Genomic DNA, 17291 nt, shown 5'->3' with positions numbered 1-17291 from the left:
CAAACTAGAAGAAAATCTAGTTTGCATACAGTTTTTTCTTAAAAAAATTCCAGTTAATTTCAGAAATTCACTCCCTTTCCGCCGACTGTCTGCCAAGCCTTCTCGCCGCAAGCGCCTACGGGGTCTTGGCTAGCCAGTTATTCGGCAGGAGTGTCGCAAATTTCTTCAATCTAATAAGGGTTTCATCCAAATTTAAGAAGATCCAGTTTGCCTAAAGTTTTAAAAAACATTCCAGTTGATTGGACAGGAAGGTACGAGACTCCTGCGGGGGAATGCGTGTCCAAGGGAGACCCCCTAGGCGCAAGGAGCGCCGAGGGCTGACCGCCCGCGGAAAGCGAGTACCTGGAGTGGAAATCAACGTTCTATTTTAACAAACCTAACATTCAGTTGATTTCTTAAAACATTAAAAAACATAAAGGATAATCCAGTCTTGTTTTAAAATCATGGTTCGGGTGAGAGCACTCCGAACCCCCATTTTGCCGTCAAACTAAAACCCGCCGAATGGGCGGGTTTACTTATCGCTATAGGTTACACTTCTTCGCAATATTGATCGAAGTAGTCTTGTAATTTTTCAACTACAGACATCGGGTGGTGCCCTTCAATTTCATGGCGTTCTATCATGGTGATGATTTTTCCATCTTTCAGCAATGCAAATGATGGGGATGATGGCGGATACCCTTCGAAATAATCACGGGCTTTCTCCGTCGCCTCTTTATCCTGCCCAGCAAAAACGGTTACAAGCTGATCTGGGCGTTTATCATTATGGATTGCATGAGCCGCTGCAGGTCTAGCTATTCCACCAGCACAGCCACAAACGGAGTTTACCATAACAAGTGTCGTTCCTTTTTGTGCAAATACTTCCTCTACTTCCTCGGGAGTAGTCAATTCTGTATATCCAGCAGTCTTTATCTCATCGCGAGCCTGTTTGACTACGTCGTTCATTAAAAAATTAAAATCCATATTCATGGCATTTGCTCCTTCCAAGTTTTCTCTTCAATCCTATCATAACAATTGCCACTTCGTGATTCAATAAATTTACCTGTTAAAACCGCATAAACCGTTTCCGAACATGTTTAAAACGAAAGGGCAGCGGGAATCATGTGTGTAACAACAAGACTTACAAAAGGATGGGGCATGCTGGGAGACAATCCACGCATGCCCCATCCTTTTTCTGTTTAATTTGACTTAAATGTATCGGTAAAAGATTGAAAGACCTGCTTAACAGCAGCAGTAACCGTTTTATTCCCTGACATCACTTGATTTTCGAGTATTGGGAGAAGACTCTTGACGGTTTCATTTTTATAAAACATCGTTTTAAGCTGGTGATCCATCAATGAATAAAGCCATTCCTTAGATTGCATTCTTCTCCGTTCTTGAAAAACACCTGATTCCTTGGTCATATCGGAAAATTCATTCAATACATCCCAAAGCTCAGGAATTCCTTTACCGGTTATCGCGGAACAAGTATATGCCTTTCCTGCCCATCCCTTTGTTGCTGGCTGAAGGAAGTGCAAGATTCTGCTATATTCGGACTTAGTCCTATTCGCCAGTGGAATGTTCTCTCCATCGGCTTTATTGACCACAATTCCGTCCACAAGTTCCAGAATCCCTTTTTTCATCCCTTGTAATTCATCTCCGGCACCTGTAAGGACAAGGAGCATGAAGAAGTCGACCATACTTCGAACTATAGCCTCACTTTGACCGACCCCGACAGTTTCTATCAGTATCACATCAAATCCTGCCGCTTCACAAAGCAACATGGTTTCCCTCGTTTTGCGGTGAACCCCTCCCAGAGTGCCTTCGGATGGTGAGGGTCTTATGAAGGCATGGGGGTTTTTTGCAAGCTCCTCCATCCTTGTTTTATCGCCTAGTATACTTCCACCATTGATCGAAGAGCTTGGATCGACGGCTAGAACAGCAACCTTATGGCCCCTGTCACATAAGTAGGTTCCGAACGTCTCGATGAAGGTACTTTTTCCGGCACCGGGCACTCCGGAAACCCCGATGCGAATCGAGTTCCCTGTATGAGGAAGGATGGCATGCAATAATTCCTGTGCATGATCTAAGTGTTGGGATGCATTGCTTTCAACCAATGTAATCCCTTTAGCTAGCTTGGCCCTGTCCCCTTTTATGATTCCCTCTTTAAGTTCATGGACCGGTATGTTTACATTATGTTTTTTGACGAATTTGCTTTTTGAAGGTTTGTTATGGCTTGCTGCTAATTCAACACCTGGCTTTAATGAAGAAGCAAAACCTTCCTGATTGTTAAGATCGACCCATTCGGGCTTCTTGTCTTCACTCATTATTGGGCCACTTCCTCATATCCGAGGCGATTGTATATTTCCTGAAGCACTTTCTTTGCTGCCTGTGGAATGACCGTACCAGGTCCAAAAATGGCTGTAGCGCCATTTTCCATTAGGTAATCATAATCCTGTGCAGGGATGACGCCGCCTACGATCACTATAATGTCCTCACGGCCCAAGTTCTTCAGTTCCGTCATAAGCTGCGGCAACAATGTTTTATGACCGGCAGCAAGCGAACTCATTCCGACTACATGCACATCATTTTCCACGGCCTGGATGGCGGTTTCTTTCGGTGTTTGGAATAATGGACCGATATCGACATCATAGCCTAAATCCGCAAACCCCGTTCCTACTACTTTAGCTCCACGATCATGACCGTCCTGACCCATTTTAGCCATTAACAAACGCGGTCTTCTTCCTTCATTTTCAAGGAACTCTTTCGTCATGCGGACGACTTCCTCAATTTCAGCTTCTTTTGAGTATGCCGAGCTATATACGCCGCTGATAGACCGGATCGTTGCTTTGTGACGTCCAGCCACCTCTTCGATCGCATCGGAGATTTCACCTAATGAAGCCCGTACTCTTGCAGCTTGCACAGCCAGTTCAAGAAGGTTACCTTCACCAGTTTTGGCAGCCATGGATAGCGCTTGAAGAGCTTCATCCACCTTTGCCTGATCACGTTTCGCTTTTAATTCGCTCAAACGCTTAAGCTGACTTTCGCGAACTGCTGTATTATCAATTTCCAGTATTTCAATCGGATCTTCTTTTTTCAAACGATATTTATTGACGCCAACGATCGTTTCATCTTGAGAATCGATTTTAGCCTGACGCTTTGCAGCCGCTTCCTCGATCCTCATTTTTGGAAGACCGGTTTCTATTGCCTTCGCCATTCCTCCAAGACCTTCGATTTCTTCTATGTGAGCCCAAGCCCGATCGATCAATTCATTTGTGAGCGATTCTACATAGTAAGAACCCGCCCATGGATCGATTACTTTTGTAATCCCGGTTTCCTCCTGCAGATATAGCTGTGTGTTACGTGCAATGCGTGCCGAGAAATCCGTTGGCAGGGCAATGGCCTCATCCAATGCGTTCGTATGCAGGGACTGTGTATGCCCAAGTGCAGCAGCATGCGCTTCAATAAGGGTCCTTGCGACATTATTAAACGGATCCTGTTCGGAAAGGCTCCAGCCGGATGTTTGGGAATGAGTCCTCAATGCCATCGCTTTATTATTTTTCGGTTCGAATTGTTTCATCAGTTTTGACCAAATGAAACGAGCCGCCCTCATTTTCGCCACTTCCATGAAATAGTTCATTCCTACAGCCCAGAAGAATGACAGGCGTGGTGCAAATTTATCGATATCAATACCTGCTTTCATTCCGGTACGTGCATACTCAAGCCCATCCGCCAACGTATAGGCAAGTTCAATATCAGCCGGCGCCCCCGCTTCTTGCAGATGATAACCGGAGATGGAAATTGAATTGAACTTGGGCATATATTTGGATGTATACTCGAATATATCAGCTATGATTTTCATGGACATTTCAGGTGGGTAGATATACGTATTCCGAACCATGTATTCCTTTAAGATGTCATTTTGAATCGTGCCTGATAGCTTATCCTGTGTTACGCCCTGTTCTTCAGCTGTAACGATATAAAATGCAAGGATGGGTAATACAGCACCGTTCATCGTCATTGACACGGACATCTGATCAAGCGGAATGCCGTCAAACAAGATTTTCATGTCAAGAATGGAATCAATGGCAACTCCCGCCTTCCCCACATCACCGACAACGCGTGGATGATCGGAGTCATAACCGCGGTGTGTAGCTAAATCAAAGGCAACTGAGAGCCCTTTTTGCCCCATCGCCAGGTTACGTCTGTAAAATGCATTGGATTCTTCAGCAGTTGAAAAACCTGCATACTGACGTACCGTCCAAGGACGATTGACATACATCGAAGGATAGGGCCCTCTTGTAAAAGGAGCGATGCCTGGCACGCTTTCCATATGCTCCAAGTCACGATTATCTTCCTCAATATAAAGAGGTTTGATTTTTATTTGTTCATTGGTTTCAAACAGAAGATCCTCAATGTTTTTCCCAACTGCTTTTTCGGCTTCCTTTTTCCATGCTTCCACCGTACCTTTATTCTCAGACTTAGCAGGATTTATAGCAGAAAAATTCGGTATTTTCATTTCAGTTCACCCCCAGCTTTTGCAATAATTCCAGTAAAATGGCTATTGCATTTGTTTTAACATGGATAAAATCTTGGACTCCGGCTTCACTTAGTGTAATCTCCAATTCTTCTTCCTGCTTGCCGGCACTATAAATAGTGATTTCAGGGAATTGCTTTTTAATTTCTTTAATGGTGATTGGCGCTAATTCCGAGTAGTCACCATCACTGCCGCAAACACAATAGATAGGGAGCCTGGTCGCAGCTACATAATCGACTGCTTCCTCAACCGTTTGACACCCCTTACTGCCGATTGTTTCAATACCACCTGCTGCAGCAAGACTTTTAACGAAATCTGCACGAGGTTTATATGATTTAAGATTTTTCAAATTAATTAAACCAATAGTTGGGGCCGTTCCACTTATTTCTTTATACTTTTCACTCCGAAGTCTAATCTGTTCAAACTGAATGGATACCCGATTCTTGGCAAGTGGGGTAATGCCAGCCGGATTCTCAACTTTCATATATGACACATGGTTATCCTGTGTCGGGGTTTTAATCTTATCAGCCGGATTCGGATATACATTCGTTCCGATGATACTTTCTTTTCTGAACGCCGCATTTTGAACTCTTCCTTGATAAACTTCAGCTATTTCTTTCTGAAGGGTGCCTTGTTTAATTAGCTCTAAAATCCCTCCGGCTGCATCGATTTCAAGGAATTTCGCCCAAGCCTTTTCAGCCAATTCATCCGTTAATTGTTCCACATACCATGAACCGCCAGCAGGATCGACCACTGTTGTGATATTTGTTTCTTCTTTTAAAATCAAGTGAGTATTACGGGCAATTCTTTCTGAAAAATCATCGGTTTCACCAGTTGCGTGTGTAAATGGATGAATTTGAAGATATTGAATGCCTCCAATAGCAGCAGCGAAAGCTTGGTTTGTGGTCCGTAGAATATTGACATGCTGATCATATAGCGTTTCTGTCAACTCGGAAGTAACGGCATGTATCGCCATTTTAAAATGGTCCGATGCTGTATCGAAAGCTTCTGCAAGACCTGCCCAAAGCCTTCTGGCAGCCCGCAGTTTAGCGATGGACATGAAGTAATTGGAATCCACAGCAAAAGAGAAAACTATTTTTTCGGAAACCGAAGCAATAGAAAGCCCTTGTTTTTGCCCTTCCAATAGATATTGGACGGCCGCCGATAATCCGTACGCTATTTCTTGTACGGCATTAGCTCCTCCATTATGATAGACTGCCGTATTAATCAAAACAGTCTTTAGATCCCTGCCTACCTTCTGATAATCTTGGATCGTCTTCAGCCATTCTGCAAAATAGTTATCCGTATCTTCTGGCAGCTGACCGCAAATGAGCCATTCTGCAATGGGATCTTCTGCAATAACGCCTTTCAATTGGGTATTTTGTGCTTCGGCAACAGCATTGAATTGAGGGAATAATCCTTTTTGTTTCCCCTTAAGGTCAATGAAAACCGGGATTTCTTTTAATGGGATATCCTTAAACAATTTTTCAGCCCTTGCTCCCTCGGCAAGCAATCGTGCAGGGTATGCCACGACATTTTGACCGCGCTTGAATGAAGCCTTCATCTTTTCATTTGCTTCTTCAGCCGTGATACCGCTTACAGGTTGAACGGCAAGCCAAGGTTTTTCATGATAACCCGTTGGGAACGTCCCTCTGGTGAAAGGGAATAATCCTGGCAATTCAGCCACTTTTTCGTCCGCCTTTTCTGTATAGAGCGGATATAAAGTGATGTCCTCATATGTATTCGTTTTTAATTTTTCTACACTTTTCCCTTTTAAACTTGCTTCCGTAGCTTCTTTCCACTCTTCAAAAGAAGGCTTAGGAAAGGTTATGTTTTTTACATCTTTCAGTTCCATCTGTAATCGCTTTCTTATCTTCTGCCGCCTCACACGCCCTGTCCTTTCATTGGGAGAACGAACGCTCAGTCAGTTTTGGATAAGAAAACCACCCTCCCATCAATTTGATCTGGATTATACTAACATTCTACCATAATTTTCTTGAAATTTAAGACAATAGAAATTAGCAAACCTGTTATTAGGGAAACCACTAGCCTATTTCGCCTCTTTATAAATCAAGTACAGCCCCTGATCTGTATTAGAACAGCTCTTAATAAAATAATAGCAAAAATAAAATATTTGTCGATGTTTTTCTATGGAAAAGTGAAGCACAAAACAAAAAGGAAGGACCTACCGGCCTTCCTTTTCTTCATTTTAGTATATGGAAGTGTTATCTTTGGAAATCTTTTCGATGATTTCTTTAACCCTCGCGAGGAATCGGCCGCATACCAGTCCGTCCAAAACACGATGATCAAGTGATAAACAGAGATTCACCATATCTCGTACTGCAATCATGTCATTTATGACCACTGGGCGTTTTACAATCGTTTCAACTTGTAAAATGGCCGCCTGTGGGTAATTAATGATTCCCATGGACTGGACAGAACCGAATGAACCAGTGTTATTAACAGTGAACGTACCACCTTGCATATCCTCTGCTTTTAACTTACCCGCCTTAACTTTGGATGCGAGTTCCTGTATCTCCCTTGCTATACCTTTGATTGATTTTTCATCCGCATTTTTAATGACCGGTACAAATAAGGCATCTTCAGTTGCAACGGCTATTGATATATTGATTTCTTTCTTTTGTATGATCTTTTCGCCTGCCCACATCGAATTGAGCTCTGGAAATTCCGTAAGGGCTTGAGCAACCGCTTTTACGAAAAAGGCAAAGTACGTTAAATTATAGCCTTCTTTTTGTTTAAAGCCGGATTTTAGATTATCACGCAACTTCACCATATTGCTTGCGTCAACTTCCACCATCGTCCAGGCATGTGGAATTTCGTGCTTACTTTTCAACATATTGGACGCAATTGCCTTTCGGATGCCGGTAACAGGTATTTCCTTGTCACCAGCCGCAGTAGTCACGTTTGTTACTGGACTGGTTTGACGATTAACTTGAGGAGCGATCGCTTCAGGAACCGAATCGGATATTGCGGAAGGCTCATCCGCCTTAGGAAGATTCCCTGATTCAACAAGTTTCAATAAATCTTTACGGGTGATCCGTCCCTCATTCCCCGTTCCTTTAACTTTTGAAAGATCTATTCCATGCTCCTGGGAAAGTTTTAACACAGCTGGCGAATAGCGAGCTTTCCTTGATGGTTCGGCCGACGCTTGCTGCACATCTCTTGTAACAGGTGCTTCAACATTTTCCTCACTATGAGAAACCTGCCCAGCATTTCCGTTATCCGTCTTTGCCGCTTCAACTTCAATCGAGCAAATGACTTCCCCGACTGCCAATGTTTGATTCTCATCCGCTTTCAATTCCTTGATGATGCCGGTGAAGGAAGAAGGAACCTCAGCATTTACTTTATCTGTCATCACTTCAGCTAGCGGGTCGTATTTCGTGACATGATCCCCTGGCTTCACAAGCCATTTACTGATGGTTCCCTCTGTGACACTTTCGCCTAGTTGAGGCATCTTCATTAATTCCATAGCCATAATTCATTCCTCCTTCTTAACAGTCATTAATACTCGGCCAATTCCCTCATAGCTTTTTCCACCTTATCAGGATTCACCATAAAATGTTTTTCCATCGTAGGCGCATATGGCATGGCAGGTACATCAGGTCCGGCCAATCGTTTTACAGGGGCATCCAAATCAAAAAGGCAATGCTCAGCAATGATGGCTGCGACCTCACTCATGATGCTTCCTTCTTTATTATCTTCCGTAACCAGTAATACTTTCCCCGTTTTAGAAGCTGCTTCTATAATAGCATCCTTATCCAAAGGGTAGACCGTACGCAAGTCAAGAACATGTGCAGAAATTCCATCTGCAGCTAATTTTTCCGCTGCCTGAAGGGCAAAATGCACACAAAGGCCATAGGAGATGACAGTAATGTCTTCCCCTTCCCTTTTCACATCCGCCTTACCAATTGGAAGTACATAATCTTCAGTGGGTACCTCACCCTTGATCAAGCGGTATGCGCGTTTATGTTCAAAGAAAAGCACTGGGTCTTCATCGCGAATGGCAGCTTTAAGCAAACCCTTTACATCATACGGAGTGGAAGGCATCACAATTTTCAAGCCCGGCTGATTAGCAAAGATTGCTTCAACCGATTGTGAATGATAAAGAGCTCCATGAATCCCTCCTCCATATGGAGCACGGATTACCATAGGACAGCTCCAGTCATTATTAGAACGGTATCTAATCTTGGCTGCCTCTGAAACTATTTGGTTAATGGCAGGCATGATGAAATCAGCAAATTGCATCTCAGCTATCGGCCGAAGCCCATACATGGCGGCTCCAATTCCCACTCCTGCAATTGCAGATTCAGCGAGAGGGGTATCGATGACCCTGGCTTCACCGAATTGGTCGTATAAACCATTAGTAGCTTTAAAGACCCCACCTTTTTTTCCTACATCCTCTCCCAATACGAATACACGGGAATCGCGTTCCATCTCTTCCCTCATTGCCATTGTCACGGCATCTATATAAGAAATCACTGGCATTCTATTACCCCCTTACTTTTGTGCATACACATGATTCATAGCACTTTCAGCCTTCGGATATGGAGCATTTTCAGCATAATCGGTTGCTTCGTTGACTATCTTCATGACTTCATCATTCATTTGTTTCTCAATGTCATCATCCATGATTCCCACTTCTTTTAAATACGCTCCAAATGTCATTATGGAATCCTTCGTTTTGGCTTCGGCCACTTCGTCCGCTGTCCGGTAGCTTCGGTCATCATCATCACTTGAATGAGGTGTGAGCCTGTATGAAACGGTTTCTACTAGTGTAGGGCCTTCTCCCCTTCGTGCACGGTCAGCCGCTTCTTTCACCGCTGCATACACTGCCAATGGATCATTGCCATCCACCGTTATTCCAGGCATCCCATAGCCAATCGCCCTGTCGGAAACATTTTCACACGATAGCTGTTTGGAAATAGGAACAGAAATCGCATATTTATTATTTTCACACATGAAAATGACCGGTAGCTTATGCACACCTGCAAAGTTGGCCCCTTCATGAAAATCGCCCTGATTGGATGAACCTTCCCCAAACGTTACGAAAGTTACCAAATCCTTACCTTCCATCTTCCCTGCAAGTGCAATTCCAACAGCATGCGGGACCTGTGTCGTTACAGGCGATGAACCAGTGACGATCCTATTTTTCTTTTGACCAAAATGACCAGGCATTTGGCGCCCGCCGGAATTGGGATCTTCCTCTTTCGCGAAACCTGAAAGCATCAAGTCTTTTGCGGTCATTCCGAAGGTAAGCACCACACCTACATCCCGATAATAAGGCAGTACATAATCCTTTTGCCGATCAAGCGCAAACGCTGCCCCAACCTGTGCAGCTTCTTGCCCCTGGCAGGAAATCACGAAGGGAATTTTCCCGGATCGGTTTAAAAGCCACATGCGCTCATCAATTCTGCGGGACAAAAGCATTGTCCGGTACATATCTAAAACCGTTTCCTCATTTAAGCCTAATTGTTCATGACGATTCTCTACCATCATAAAACCTCCTGACCTTATTCTTTATGAATGAATGGCACGTCCATCGACAGCAAGGGCCGCCTCTCCGATTGCTTCAGAAAGACTTGGGTGCGGATGAATTGTCTTGCCTATCTCCCAAGGTGTCGCATCAAGCACTTTTGCAAGTCCCGCTTCTGAAATCATATCCGTAACATGTGGTCCGATCATATGAACGCCCAGTATATCATCCGTTTTCTTATCGGCGATGATTTTGACAAAACCATCCGCTTCCCCGAAAACAAGGGCCTTACCAACTGCACGGAATGGGAATTTCCCAATTTTAAGATCATAGCCTTCCTTGTTTGCCTGTTCTTCCGTCAAACCGACACTTGCAGCTTCAGGGCTTGAATACACACATTTTGAAATGAGCGAATAATCCAGCCGTTCCGGTTTTTGGCCTGTTATATGTTCAACAGCCGTAATACCTTCATGGGAGGCAACGTGAGCCAATTGCAGACCGCCGATACAATCACCGATCGCATAGATATGTGATTCCTTCGTTTGGAAGAAGTCATTGGTTTCAATAAAACCTTTTTCTTTCACAATTTCCGTATTTTCAAGGCCGATCCCTTCAACATTTGCTGATCTGCCTACGGAAACCAGCATTTTTTCAGCTGTGAATTCCTCTAGCGAACCTTTGACTTCAGCAGAAATGGATACTGAAACATCCGTTTTCAGGGTTTCAGGCAATACCTTGGCACCTGTAACGAATTTGACGCCCTTTTTCGTTAGGAGACGAAGCATTTCACTGGAAATATCATGGTCCTCAGTCGGGATGATTCTATCTGCATATTCCAGTACTGTCACTTCCACGCCAAAATCATTGAGCATCGAAGCCCATTCAATGCCGATTACTCCCCCGCCTACAATAATCATTGATTTTGGCAGACTCTCAAGCTTTAGAGCTTCATCCGATGTAAGCACAAATTCCCCATCAATCGTCAAACCAGGCAGTGTCCTCGGACGCGAACCGGTGGCAATGATGACATTCTGAGGAATGAGCATTTCATTTTCACTGCCATTATTCATTTCCACGGAAATTGTCCCAGGCATCGGTGAAAATATAGATGGACCAAGTATACGTCCTAACCCTTCATAAACCGTTATCTTCCCTTGTTTCATCAAGTGCTGGACACCTTTATAGAGTTGATCGACCACTTTATTCTTTCTTTCCTGCACCTTAAGGAAATCTACCTTTACATCCCCGGTAACAACACCGAATTCCTCACTTTTCACTGCAGTCTGATAAACTTCCGCACTCCTTAAAAGTGCTTTTGAAGGGATACAGCCTTTATGTAGACACGTTCCGCCGAGCTTGCCTTTCTCCACGACAGCCGTTTTCAATCCTAATTGAGCAGCCTTTATCGCTGCCACATACCCGCCTGTTCCTCCGCCGAGGATAACGAGGTCAAATTCTTCAGCCAAAACCGCTCCTCCTCACAAATACATACTATTGTCACCATTTTTCTTGCCCTATGTTTATTACGTTATCCATGTTGAAAATTCCTGTGTTTATTAAAAAAAACACAGGAATCTATATTATCTTGTAAAACTACATTCACTTTCTTCCATTCAAGATGTGTTTTTCATTTTGCAAGAATTGGCTCCTTGAATTCCTCATGCGAGCAATGCGCTCCTCTGCCATCCTATCCGCTGCTTTATAAGTTGGGATTTGATCACGTTTTGCAATCTCGATGACTCGTTCAATTGTATCATAAACCGTTTCCACTTTCTTAAGGGCTCTTTCCCGATTATACCCTAGAAGCTCATCGGCTACATTTATGACTCCACCTGCATTAATTACATAATCAGGTGCATATATAATACCTTTTTCATGAATTTGATCGCCATGAACAGGTTCCTTTAATTGATTATTGGCTGCACCTGCAATGACCTTCGCCCTGATTTGATTGATTGTATGATCATTTATGACCGCCCCTAACGCACATGGTGCATAGATATCACAGTCGACTCCATAAATTTCATCAGGATTCACTGCAGTCGCCCCAAAGGATTCAACCGCACGGGCCACGCTTTCTTTATTTATATCCGTAACGATCAGCTTGGCGCCCTCCTCATGAAGGTGACGGCATAAGTTATAAGAAACATTCCCGACGCCTTGGACTGCAATTACCTTGCCTTCTAAAGAATCAGTTCCGAATGCTTCTTTTGCAGCAGCCTTCATACCGCGATACACCCCATAAGCAGTTACAGGGGAAGGGTTACCCGAAGAACCGAATGCAGGGGAAATCCCAGTGACAAAATCCGTCTCCTCATGAATGAGATCCATATCCTCAACCGTTGTACCTACATCTTCAGCTGTTATATAACGCCCATTCAGCCCTTGGATATACCTTCCGAATGCACGGAACATTTCTTCATTTTTATCCTTACGCGGATCGCCGATGATGACGGTTTTCCCCCCGCCTAAATTCAAGCCGGCAGCTGCGTTCTTATATGTCATTCCTCTCGAAAGCCTTAAGGCATCTTCAATGGCTTCTTCTTCAGATGCATACGTCCACATCCTTGTGCCTCCAAGCGCAGGCCCTAATGTTGTATCATGAATGGCAATAATCGCTTTCAAACCCGATTGTTTATCCTGACAGAATAGCAGTTGCTCGTAATCATACTTCTCAAGATATTTAAAAATTTCCATAAAGGAATCCTCCCTAGATGTTTTAATACATGTCAGATATGAGGACACTAAATTACTCCTCATTCTTACTTGTTCCTACGTTCATTTTAAATAAAATCCGCTACTCACATGATATTTTCCCCATGGGGAATGGTCCCTTGAAAAATCCATGCACCTTCTAAATATGCAAATAACATGCCAATAAAATACATTATGAGAGCCTTTTTATCCAAAAAAAGGAGATGAAGGTTAATATGTTGGCAACTATAGCCTATAACAAATTCAAAAAAATTTCATGTTAGAAGTGGAGTCTCGCTTAAATTAAAATAAATCAGAAAATTCCGTGCAGTTTTTTTCATAGTGCGCAATTTTTTGCGTGCAAAAATTTTCACAGTTTTAATTTTTCCATTTTGTAATATAGATTTCTAACTGAAATCCCTAATGCTTTTGCCGTAAGTGTTTTATTTCCCTTGTGGGTATGGAACGCTTGCTGAATGATTTCGGCTTCATACTGGTCTATTATCTCCGAGAGCGGTTTCCCCGATACGTAGCCAGAAGGCTTCATTACTAATTTCTCCTGTTTTAATGGAACCTCTTCGATAAAATCCGGAATATGATGTATATCAATGATCGTCTCGTTCAATTTCATGAAAATGATTGCCCGTCCTAAGATATTTTCCAGTTCCCTCACATTACCTGGCCAGTTGTATATTTGCATCTTATGTATAGCTGCTGCTGTAATTCCCTCTATGCTCCGTCCATACTCTTGATTGATTTTATTAATCAAATGCTCCGCCAATTCTCTCAAATCTTCTCTTCGCTTTCTTAGTGGAGCAATGAAAATAGGCATGCGGTTCAGCCTGAAATACAAGTCTTCCCTGAATGATCCGGTAGCGATGGCCTGTTCAAGATTGATATTCGTAGCGGCTATGACCCTGACATTGATGGGAATCGGCTTCGTCCCACCCACTCTGATGATTTCCTTTTCTTGTAAAACCCGAAGTAATTTAGCTTGGATGTTGGCTGGTAATTCACCAATTTCGTCCAAAAAGATACTCCCTTGATTTGCCTCTTCAAAAAAACCGACCTTTCCTCCCCTGCTTGCCCCTGTAAAGGCTCCTTCATCATAACCGAACAGTTCACTTTCAAGTAATGATTCCGAGATGGCCGCACAATTTACACGTACGAATTTATTGAATTTCCTATCGCTTGCATTATGTATGGCGTGTGCAAATAACTCTTTGCCAGTCCCTGATTCCCCTCTTAATAAGACAGTAGCAGGTGTTTTTGCCGATAACTTCGCCTGTTCAATCGGAAGCTTCATCTCTTCGGAAGCCCCAATTATATCATCAAAGGAATATTTAGCCTGCAATGTACGAATAATCTGTCTTGCCCGATTCAGTTCATGGGTCAAGGCTTGAATTTCCGATACATCATGAATGACGCCAACGCTCCCTTTCAGGCACCCATCCACGATGATTGGAGCAACATTCACGATCACTTCCTTATGTTTTGGGCCGACACGCATATTGACACCCCGAACAGGTTTTTTTGTCTGAAGCACTTTCATATGCATACTTTCACCTTCGTAAATATCGATGGAAGCCGGCTTACCAATCACTTGGGTCTTTGTTAAGCCAGTGATTCTTGTATATGCCGGATTGATCAAAAGCCCCCTGCCTTGATCATCGACAACAGATATGGCTTCATCACTGGATTGAATGATGGCCTGGAGCATCGTCTGTATCTCTTTTAAATCAGTGATCTGCTCCGCCAATTGTACAGCCTCCGTTTTATTCCTAAACACGGAAAAAGCCCCTATGATTTCCTTATCGGCATTCACCAGAGGTATCCTTGTCGTTATGAGTTCCATCCCATTGCTGAGGGTGATTTCCTGATTTACTTCTTTTTGGTTCGTTTGCATCACTCGCAGCAATCCAGTTGAAGGGATGAAATCTTTGATATGTCTGCCTATCACATCCTCGCGCTTTGTGTCAGATGCACGTTCCGCACTATCATTGAACATGATGATGAATCCTTCATGATCAATCACCACCATCCCTTCACTGGTCGTATTAAGGATCAAGTCCATTTTTGCCGAGGTATTCTCCAATTTACTTATTAAGCGATTTTTCTCTTCAAACAACTTTGCCATTATGAGGGCGACACTTCCAGGAATAAGAATCGTTTGTTCGCCCATGTCCCTTTTTATCTTTTTATAGACAGACGGGTCACCGGTCGTATCAAAAATGATGTCCAAGTCCCGCTCCAATCCCATGCTCCAATTGGTCACTGTAGGAATCTTTCGTTCCTTTGCAGCAAGCATCCCTTCAGCGGATTCATTCGTATCAGCCATACAAACAATGGAGAATACTTCACTTTCCGATAGGAGTTTCAACACAGTTGTCCCTCCCACTCCTCCCCCTACTATCATGACCTTTTGCATGAGCCATCCCCCTTAAAATATAATTACCCCTTTTAATAGATCATTCCCTGCAATTTTTTTCATACTGCACACCATTTTACCATATCGGCAGGCTTAAAAAACAGCCACCAACTCCCAGTCATTATCTAGATTCCCGAAACTTGACAAATAATTTATATCCTTTATCATTTTTTAAAGACAGAATTTTCGGAAGGGATTTGACCGCATGAAACGTTTAATCGCTTTTTTGATTCTTTTTATACCCGGTGCCTTTGCTGCCTATGGCATAAAAATAATGAGGGACATGGTGTTCGGTATTTTACAGCCTCCCTATCCAATCCTTTGGCTGCAATTTTTAATCGGACTGCTCATTACAATTGGCGGAATAGCCTTTATCGCCGGCTTCGTCCTTCATCGAGATCGAAAGCAAAATAAGGTCCAAAGCAGGTTCAATAAATTTTAAACGCAAAAAGAAGGTGTCATGTATCATATGGCACCTTCTTTCTTCATCTTGATTTCAAGCCTTCTCTGATCCGTACGGCTGCCTCGGGAAAATCGGTTATGATGCCGCTGCACCCCAATTTGAATAACCGCTTCATCTCGGCTTCTTTATTAATGGTATATGGCCGTACAGGAACACCCATACTCACCGATGCTTGAATAAGTGCATCAGGGGCAGACAGGATATTTGGGTGGATTGCACTTCCGCCTATTGCCTTGGCATATATCCACGGCATGTATAGACCATCCCTATAAAGCGTTGCGGTTTCCAATTCAGGTGCTAATTGATGGCAATTGACTAAACTGTAATGATTGAAAGAAGAAAGGATTACCCTTTCCTCCATTTCGTAAGTACGGATGAGCCGGATGACTTTCTCTTCTAAGCCTGGATACAGAAAGAGCGTATTTTTCAATTCAATATTGCAAAAAAGCTGATTATCGTTAAGCCAAATAAATATTTCTTCAAGCGTCGGAATCTTTTCTTTACCCAATTTACCCTTATGGGTTGAGGACGCATTAAGAGTTTTCAACTCCATCAAGGTCCGGTCTTTTACATACCCCGTTGCATTCGTGGTCCGATCGAGCTTTTCATCGTGAATGATGACCACTTCTCCATCTTTCGAGAGCTGGACATCCGTTTCAATTCCGTCCGCCCCGACACGGGCAGCTTCATTGAACGCCGACATCGTATTTTCCGAATGTGTTCCTGCAGAACCTCGATGTGCAAAGATTAAGGTCATGATGAAATGCCGCCTCTCTCAATAATTGTTATATCCCAATTTTATGAACAGAAACAGCAAATTATTTTCATCTAGATCAATCATTTAATCAAAATGCAGGTGATTATTTTCTGCATAGAAGGTTCCTTTCGTCAAATCACTCAATTTCTTTTCCAAGCTTTTGATTTGCAAACGGGTATCCGGAAAGCAATCTTCCCTTCCCTAAATTCCACCACTCCATCGATCAATGCCCTTAGAATGAGCTTTCCGTCTTCCTCGATAGCAGCAACCGTTTTTTGATCATAAAGAAGTTTCTTATCCTTTCCTTTCCTGGGCAAGGCTATTTCCCCTGTAATCCGCCTCCCCATCTCACCAGATGAAGGCGGTATCCTTTCTCCCAGCCAATCTCCCCTTTTCACTTCATCAAGAAAACTCATATCATAATAATCAGCTTTCCCATCTTCACGGACCGCTGGTTTTCTGTCCGATCTTTTAAAATAGGTAACCACTGCATCTTTGGCATGGACTGGTTCTATTCCTTTCGCAATGATTATTTGATCTTTGATGCTCAGCTCATTTTGCAATACATGCATTAAAACCCCTTCGGAAATACCTTCACTTTGAAGACTCTCTAAAATATTCCCCATAATTACTGAATAGTTCTCTTTCAGGTAGTTTTCTGAACAATTGAGTTTTACACTTGCGGACATTTTATCAGCCGCTATGTCCAACTCCGCGATCGATTTCCGCCTTCCCACTTGAATTCTTTCCCCGCTTGCCTCTGTAAGTGCATCCTTTAATTCTTTGACGTTCTCCAACATGATTTGCGGAAAATCCAACAGGATAGGATTCAATTGAAGAATGGAAAAGCCTTTTTGAAAAACGGTGATAAAAATCATATCCCTATCCGCTTCCAATAAAAAATACTCATTTTTTTCATAAATCATTAAAAATTAAGAAAAG

The 17291-nt window shown here is 43.0% G+C and carries 13 protein-coding genes; 1 reads left to right on the top strand and 12 read right to left on the bottom strand.

The window, feature by feature from the left end; all coding sequences use genetic code 11:
- Positions 1-528 precede the first annotated feature (528 nt).
- The 10 genes from BS1321_RS21980 to BS1321_RS21935 form a co-directional block, all read right to left on the bottom strand.
- Complete coding sequence (locus tag BS1321_RS21980) at positions 529-966, bottom strand: BrxA/BrxB family bacilliredoxin (protein ID WP_034308239.1); 438 nt, start codon at positions 964-966, stop codon at positions 529-531.
- A gap of 209 nt (positions 967-1175) precedes the next feature.
- On the bottom strand, positions 1176-2303 hold the full coding sequence (meaB, locus tag BS1321_RS21975) for a methylmalonyl Co-A mutase-associated GTPase MeaB (RefSeq protein WP_063233111.1): 1128 nt from the start codon (positions 2301-2303) through the stop codon (positions 1176-1178).
- Entirely contained in the window at positions 2303-4495 is a 2193-nt protein-coding gene (gene scpA, locus BS1321_RS21970; RefSeq protein ID WP_063233110.1) for a methylmalonyl-CoA mutase, read from the bottom strand. The genes meaB and scpA overlap by 1 nt, the downstream gene beginning before the upstream one ends.
- A 1-nt stretch (position 4496) precedes the next feature.
- Positions 4497-6368, bottom strand: a complete 1872-nt coding sequence (locus BS1321_RS21965; protein ID WP_063233109.1) for a methylmalonyl-CoA mutase family protein — start codon at positions 6366-6368, stop codon at positions 4497-4499.
- A 354-nt stretch (positions 6369-6722) separates the two neighbouring features.
- Positions 6723-8009, bottom strand: coding sequence for a dihydrolipoamide acetyltransferase family protein (locus tag BS1321_RS21960; RefSeq protein ID WP_063233108.1), 1287 nt, complete (start codon positions 8007-8009; stop codon positions 6723-6725).
- Positions 8010-8035: 26 nt separating this feature from the next.
- Positions 8036-9019, bottom strand: coding sequence for an alpha-ketoacid dehydrogenase subunit beta (locus tag BS1321_RS21955; protein WP_063233107.1), 984 nt, complete (start codon positions 9017-9019; stop codon positions 8036-8038).
- 12 nt (positions 9020-9031) lie between these two features.
- Positions 9032-10027, bottom strand: coding sequence for a thiamine pyrophosphate-dependent dehydrogenase E1 component subunit alpha (locus BS1321_RS21950; protein ID WP_063233106.1), 996 nt, complete (start codon positions 10025-10027; stop codon positions 9032-9034).
- A gap of 24 nt (positions 10028-10051) precedes the next feature.
- A complete protein-coding gene (lpdA, locus tag BS1321_RS21945) occupies positions 10052-11473 on the bottom strand; it encodes a dihydrolipoyl dehydrogenase (RefSeq protein ID WP_063233105.1) in 1422 nt (473 codons plus the stop codon).
- Between the two features lie 133 nt (positions 11474-11606).
- On the bottom strand, positions 11607-12704 hold the full coding sequence (gene bcd, locus BS1321_RS21940; RefSeq protein ID WP_063233104.1) for a branched-chain amino acid dehydrogenase: 1098 nt from the start codon (positions 12702-12704) through the stop codon (positions 11607-11609).
- Between the two features lie 367 nt (positions 12705-13071).
- Positions 13072-15129 carry a sigma-54 interaction domain-containing protein gene (locus BS1321_RS21935; protein WP_063233103.1) on the bottom strand — a complete coding sequence of 686 codons (2058 nt, stop codon included), beginning with the start codon at positions 15127-15129 and terminating at the stop codon, positions 13072-13074.
- A 205-nt stretch (positions 15130-15334) separates the two neighbouring features.
- On the opposite strand from BS1321_RS21935, the gene BS1321_RS21930 reads away from it, so the two are divergent.
- Positions 15335-15571 carry a DUF2627 domain-containing protein gene (locus tag BS1321_RS21930; protein ID WP_063233102.1) on the top strand — a complete coding sequence of 79 codons (237 nt, stop codon included), beginning with the start codon at positions 15335-15337 and terminating at the stop codon, positions 15569-15571.
- A gap of 43 nt (positions 15572-15614) precedes the next feature.
- On the opposite strand, the gene BS1321_RS21925 is transcribed toward BS1321_RS21930, so the two are convergent.
- Positions 15615-16349 carry a glycerophosphodiester phosphodiesterase gene (locus tag BS1321_RS21925; protein ID WP_063233101.1) on the bottom strand — a complete coding sequence of 245 codons (735 nt, stop codon included), beginning with the start codon at positions 16347-16349 and terminating at the stop codon, positions 15615-15617.
- Between the two features lie 140 nt (positions 16350-16489).
- Positions 16490-17227 (bottom strand): flagellar assembly protein A, encoded by a 738-nt coding sequence (locus BS1321_RS21920; RefSeq protein WP_157732821.1) that lies wholly within the window; start codon positions 17225-17227, stop codon positions 16490-16492.
- Between the last annotated feature and the right edge of the window lie 64 nt (positions 17228-17291).

The organism is Peribacillus simplex NBRC 15720 = DSM 1321 (assembly GCF_002243645.1).
Classification (GTDB): domain Bacteria; phylum Bacillota; class Bacilli; order Bacillales; family DSM-1321; genus Peribacillus; species Peribacillus simplex.
The sequence above is the reverse complement of the archived record's forward strand: the minus strand, read 5'-3'. Positions and strand labels throughout refer to the sequence as shown.

Coding starts and splice junctions, on each gene's coding strand:
- BS1321_RS21930 (WP_063233102.1), top strand. CDS start 15,335: ATGAAACGTTTAATCGCTTTTTTGATTCTTTTTATACCCGGTGCCTTT.
- meaB (WP_063233111.1), bottom strand. CDS start 2,303: ATGAGTGAAGACAAGAAGCCCGAATGGGTCGATCTTAACAATCAGGAA.
- bcd (WP_063233104.1), bottom strand. CDS start 12,704: ATGGAAATTTTTAAATATCTTGAGAAGTATGATTACGAGCAACTGCTA.
- BS1321_RS21950 (WP_063233106.1), bottom strand. CDS start 10,027: ATGGTAGAGAATCGTCATGAACAATTAGGCTTAAATGAGGAAACGGTT.
- BS1321_RS21920 (WP_157732821.1), bottom strand. CDS start 17,227: ATGATTTTTATCACCGTTTTTCAAAAAGGCTTTTCCATTCTTCAATTG.
- BS1321_RS21980 (WP_034308239.1), bottom strand. CDS start 966: ATGAATATGGATTTTAATTTTTTAATGAACGACGTAGTCAAACAGGCT.
- scpA (WP_063233110.1), bottom strand. CDS start 4,495: ATGAAAATACCGAATTTTTCTGCTATAAATCCTGCTAAGTCTGAGAAT.
- BS1321_RS21935 (WP_063233103.1), bottom strand. CDS start 15,129: ATGCAAAAGGTCATGATAGTAGGGGGAGGAGTGGGAGGGACAACTGTG.
- BS1321_RS21955 (WP_063233107.1), bottom strand. CDS start 9,019: ATGCCAGTGATTTCTTATATAGATGCCGTGACAATGGCAATGAGGGAA.
- BS1321_RS21925 (WP_063233101.1), bottom strand. CDS start 16,349: ATGACCTTAATCTTTGCACATCGAGGTTCTGCAGGAACACATTCGGAA.
- BS1321_RS21960 (WP_063233108.1), bottom strand. CDS start 8,009: ATGGCTATGGAATTAATGAAGATGCCTCAACTAGGCGAAAGTGTCACA.
- BS1321_RS21965 (WP_063233109.1), bottom strand. CDS start 6,368: ATGGAACTGAAAGATGTAAAAAACATAACCTTTCCTAAGCCTTCTTTT.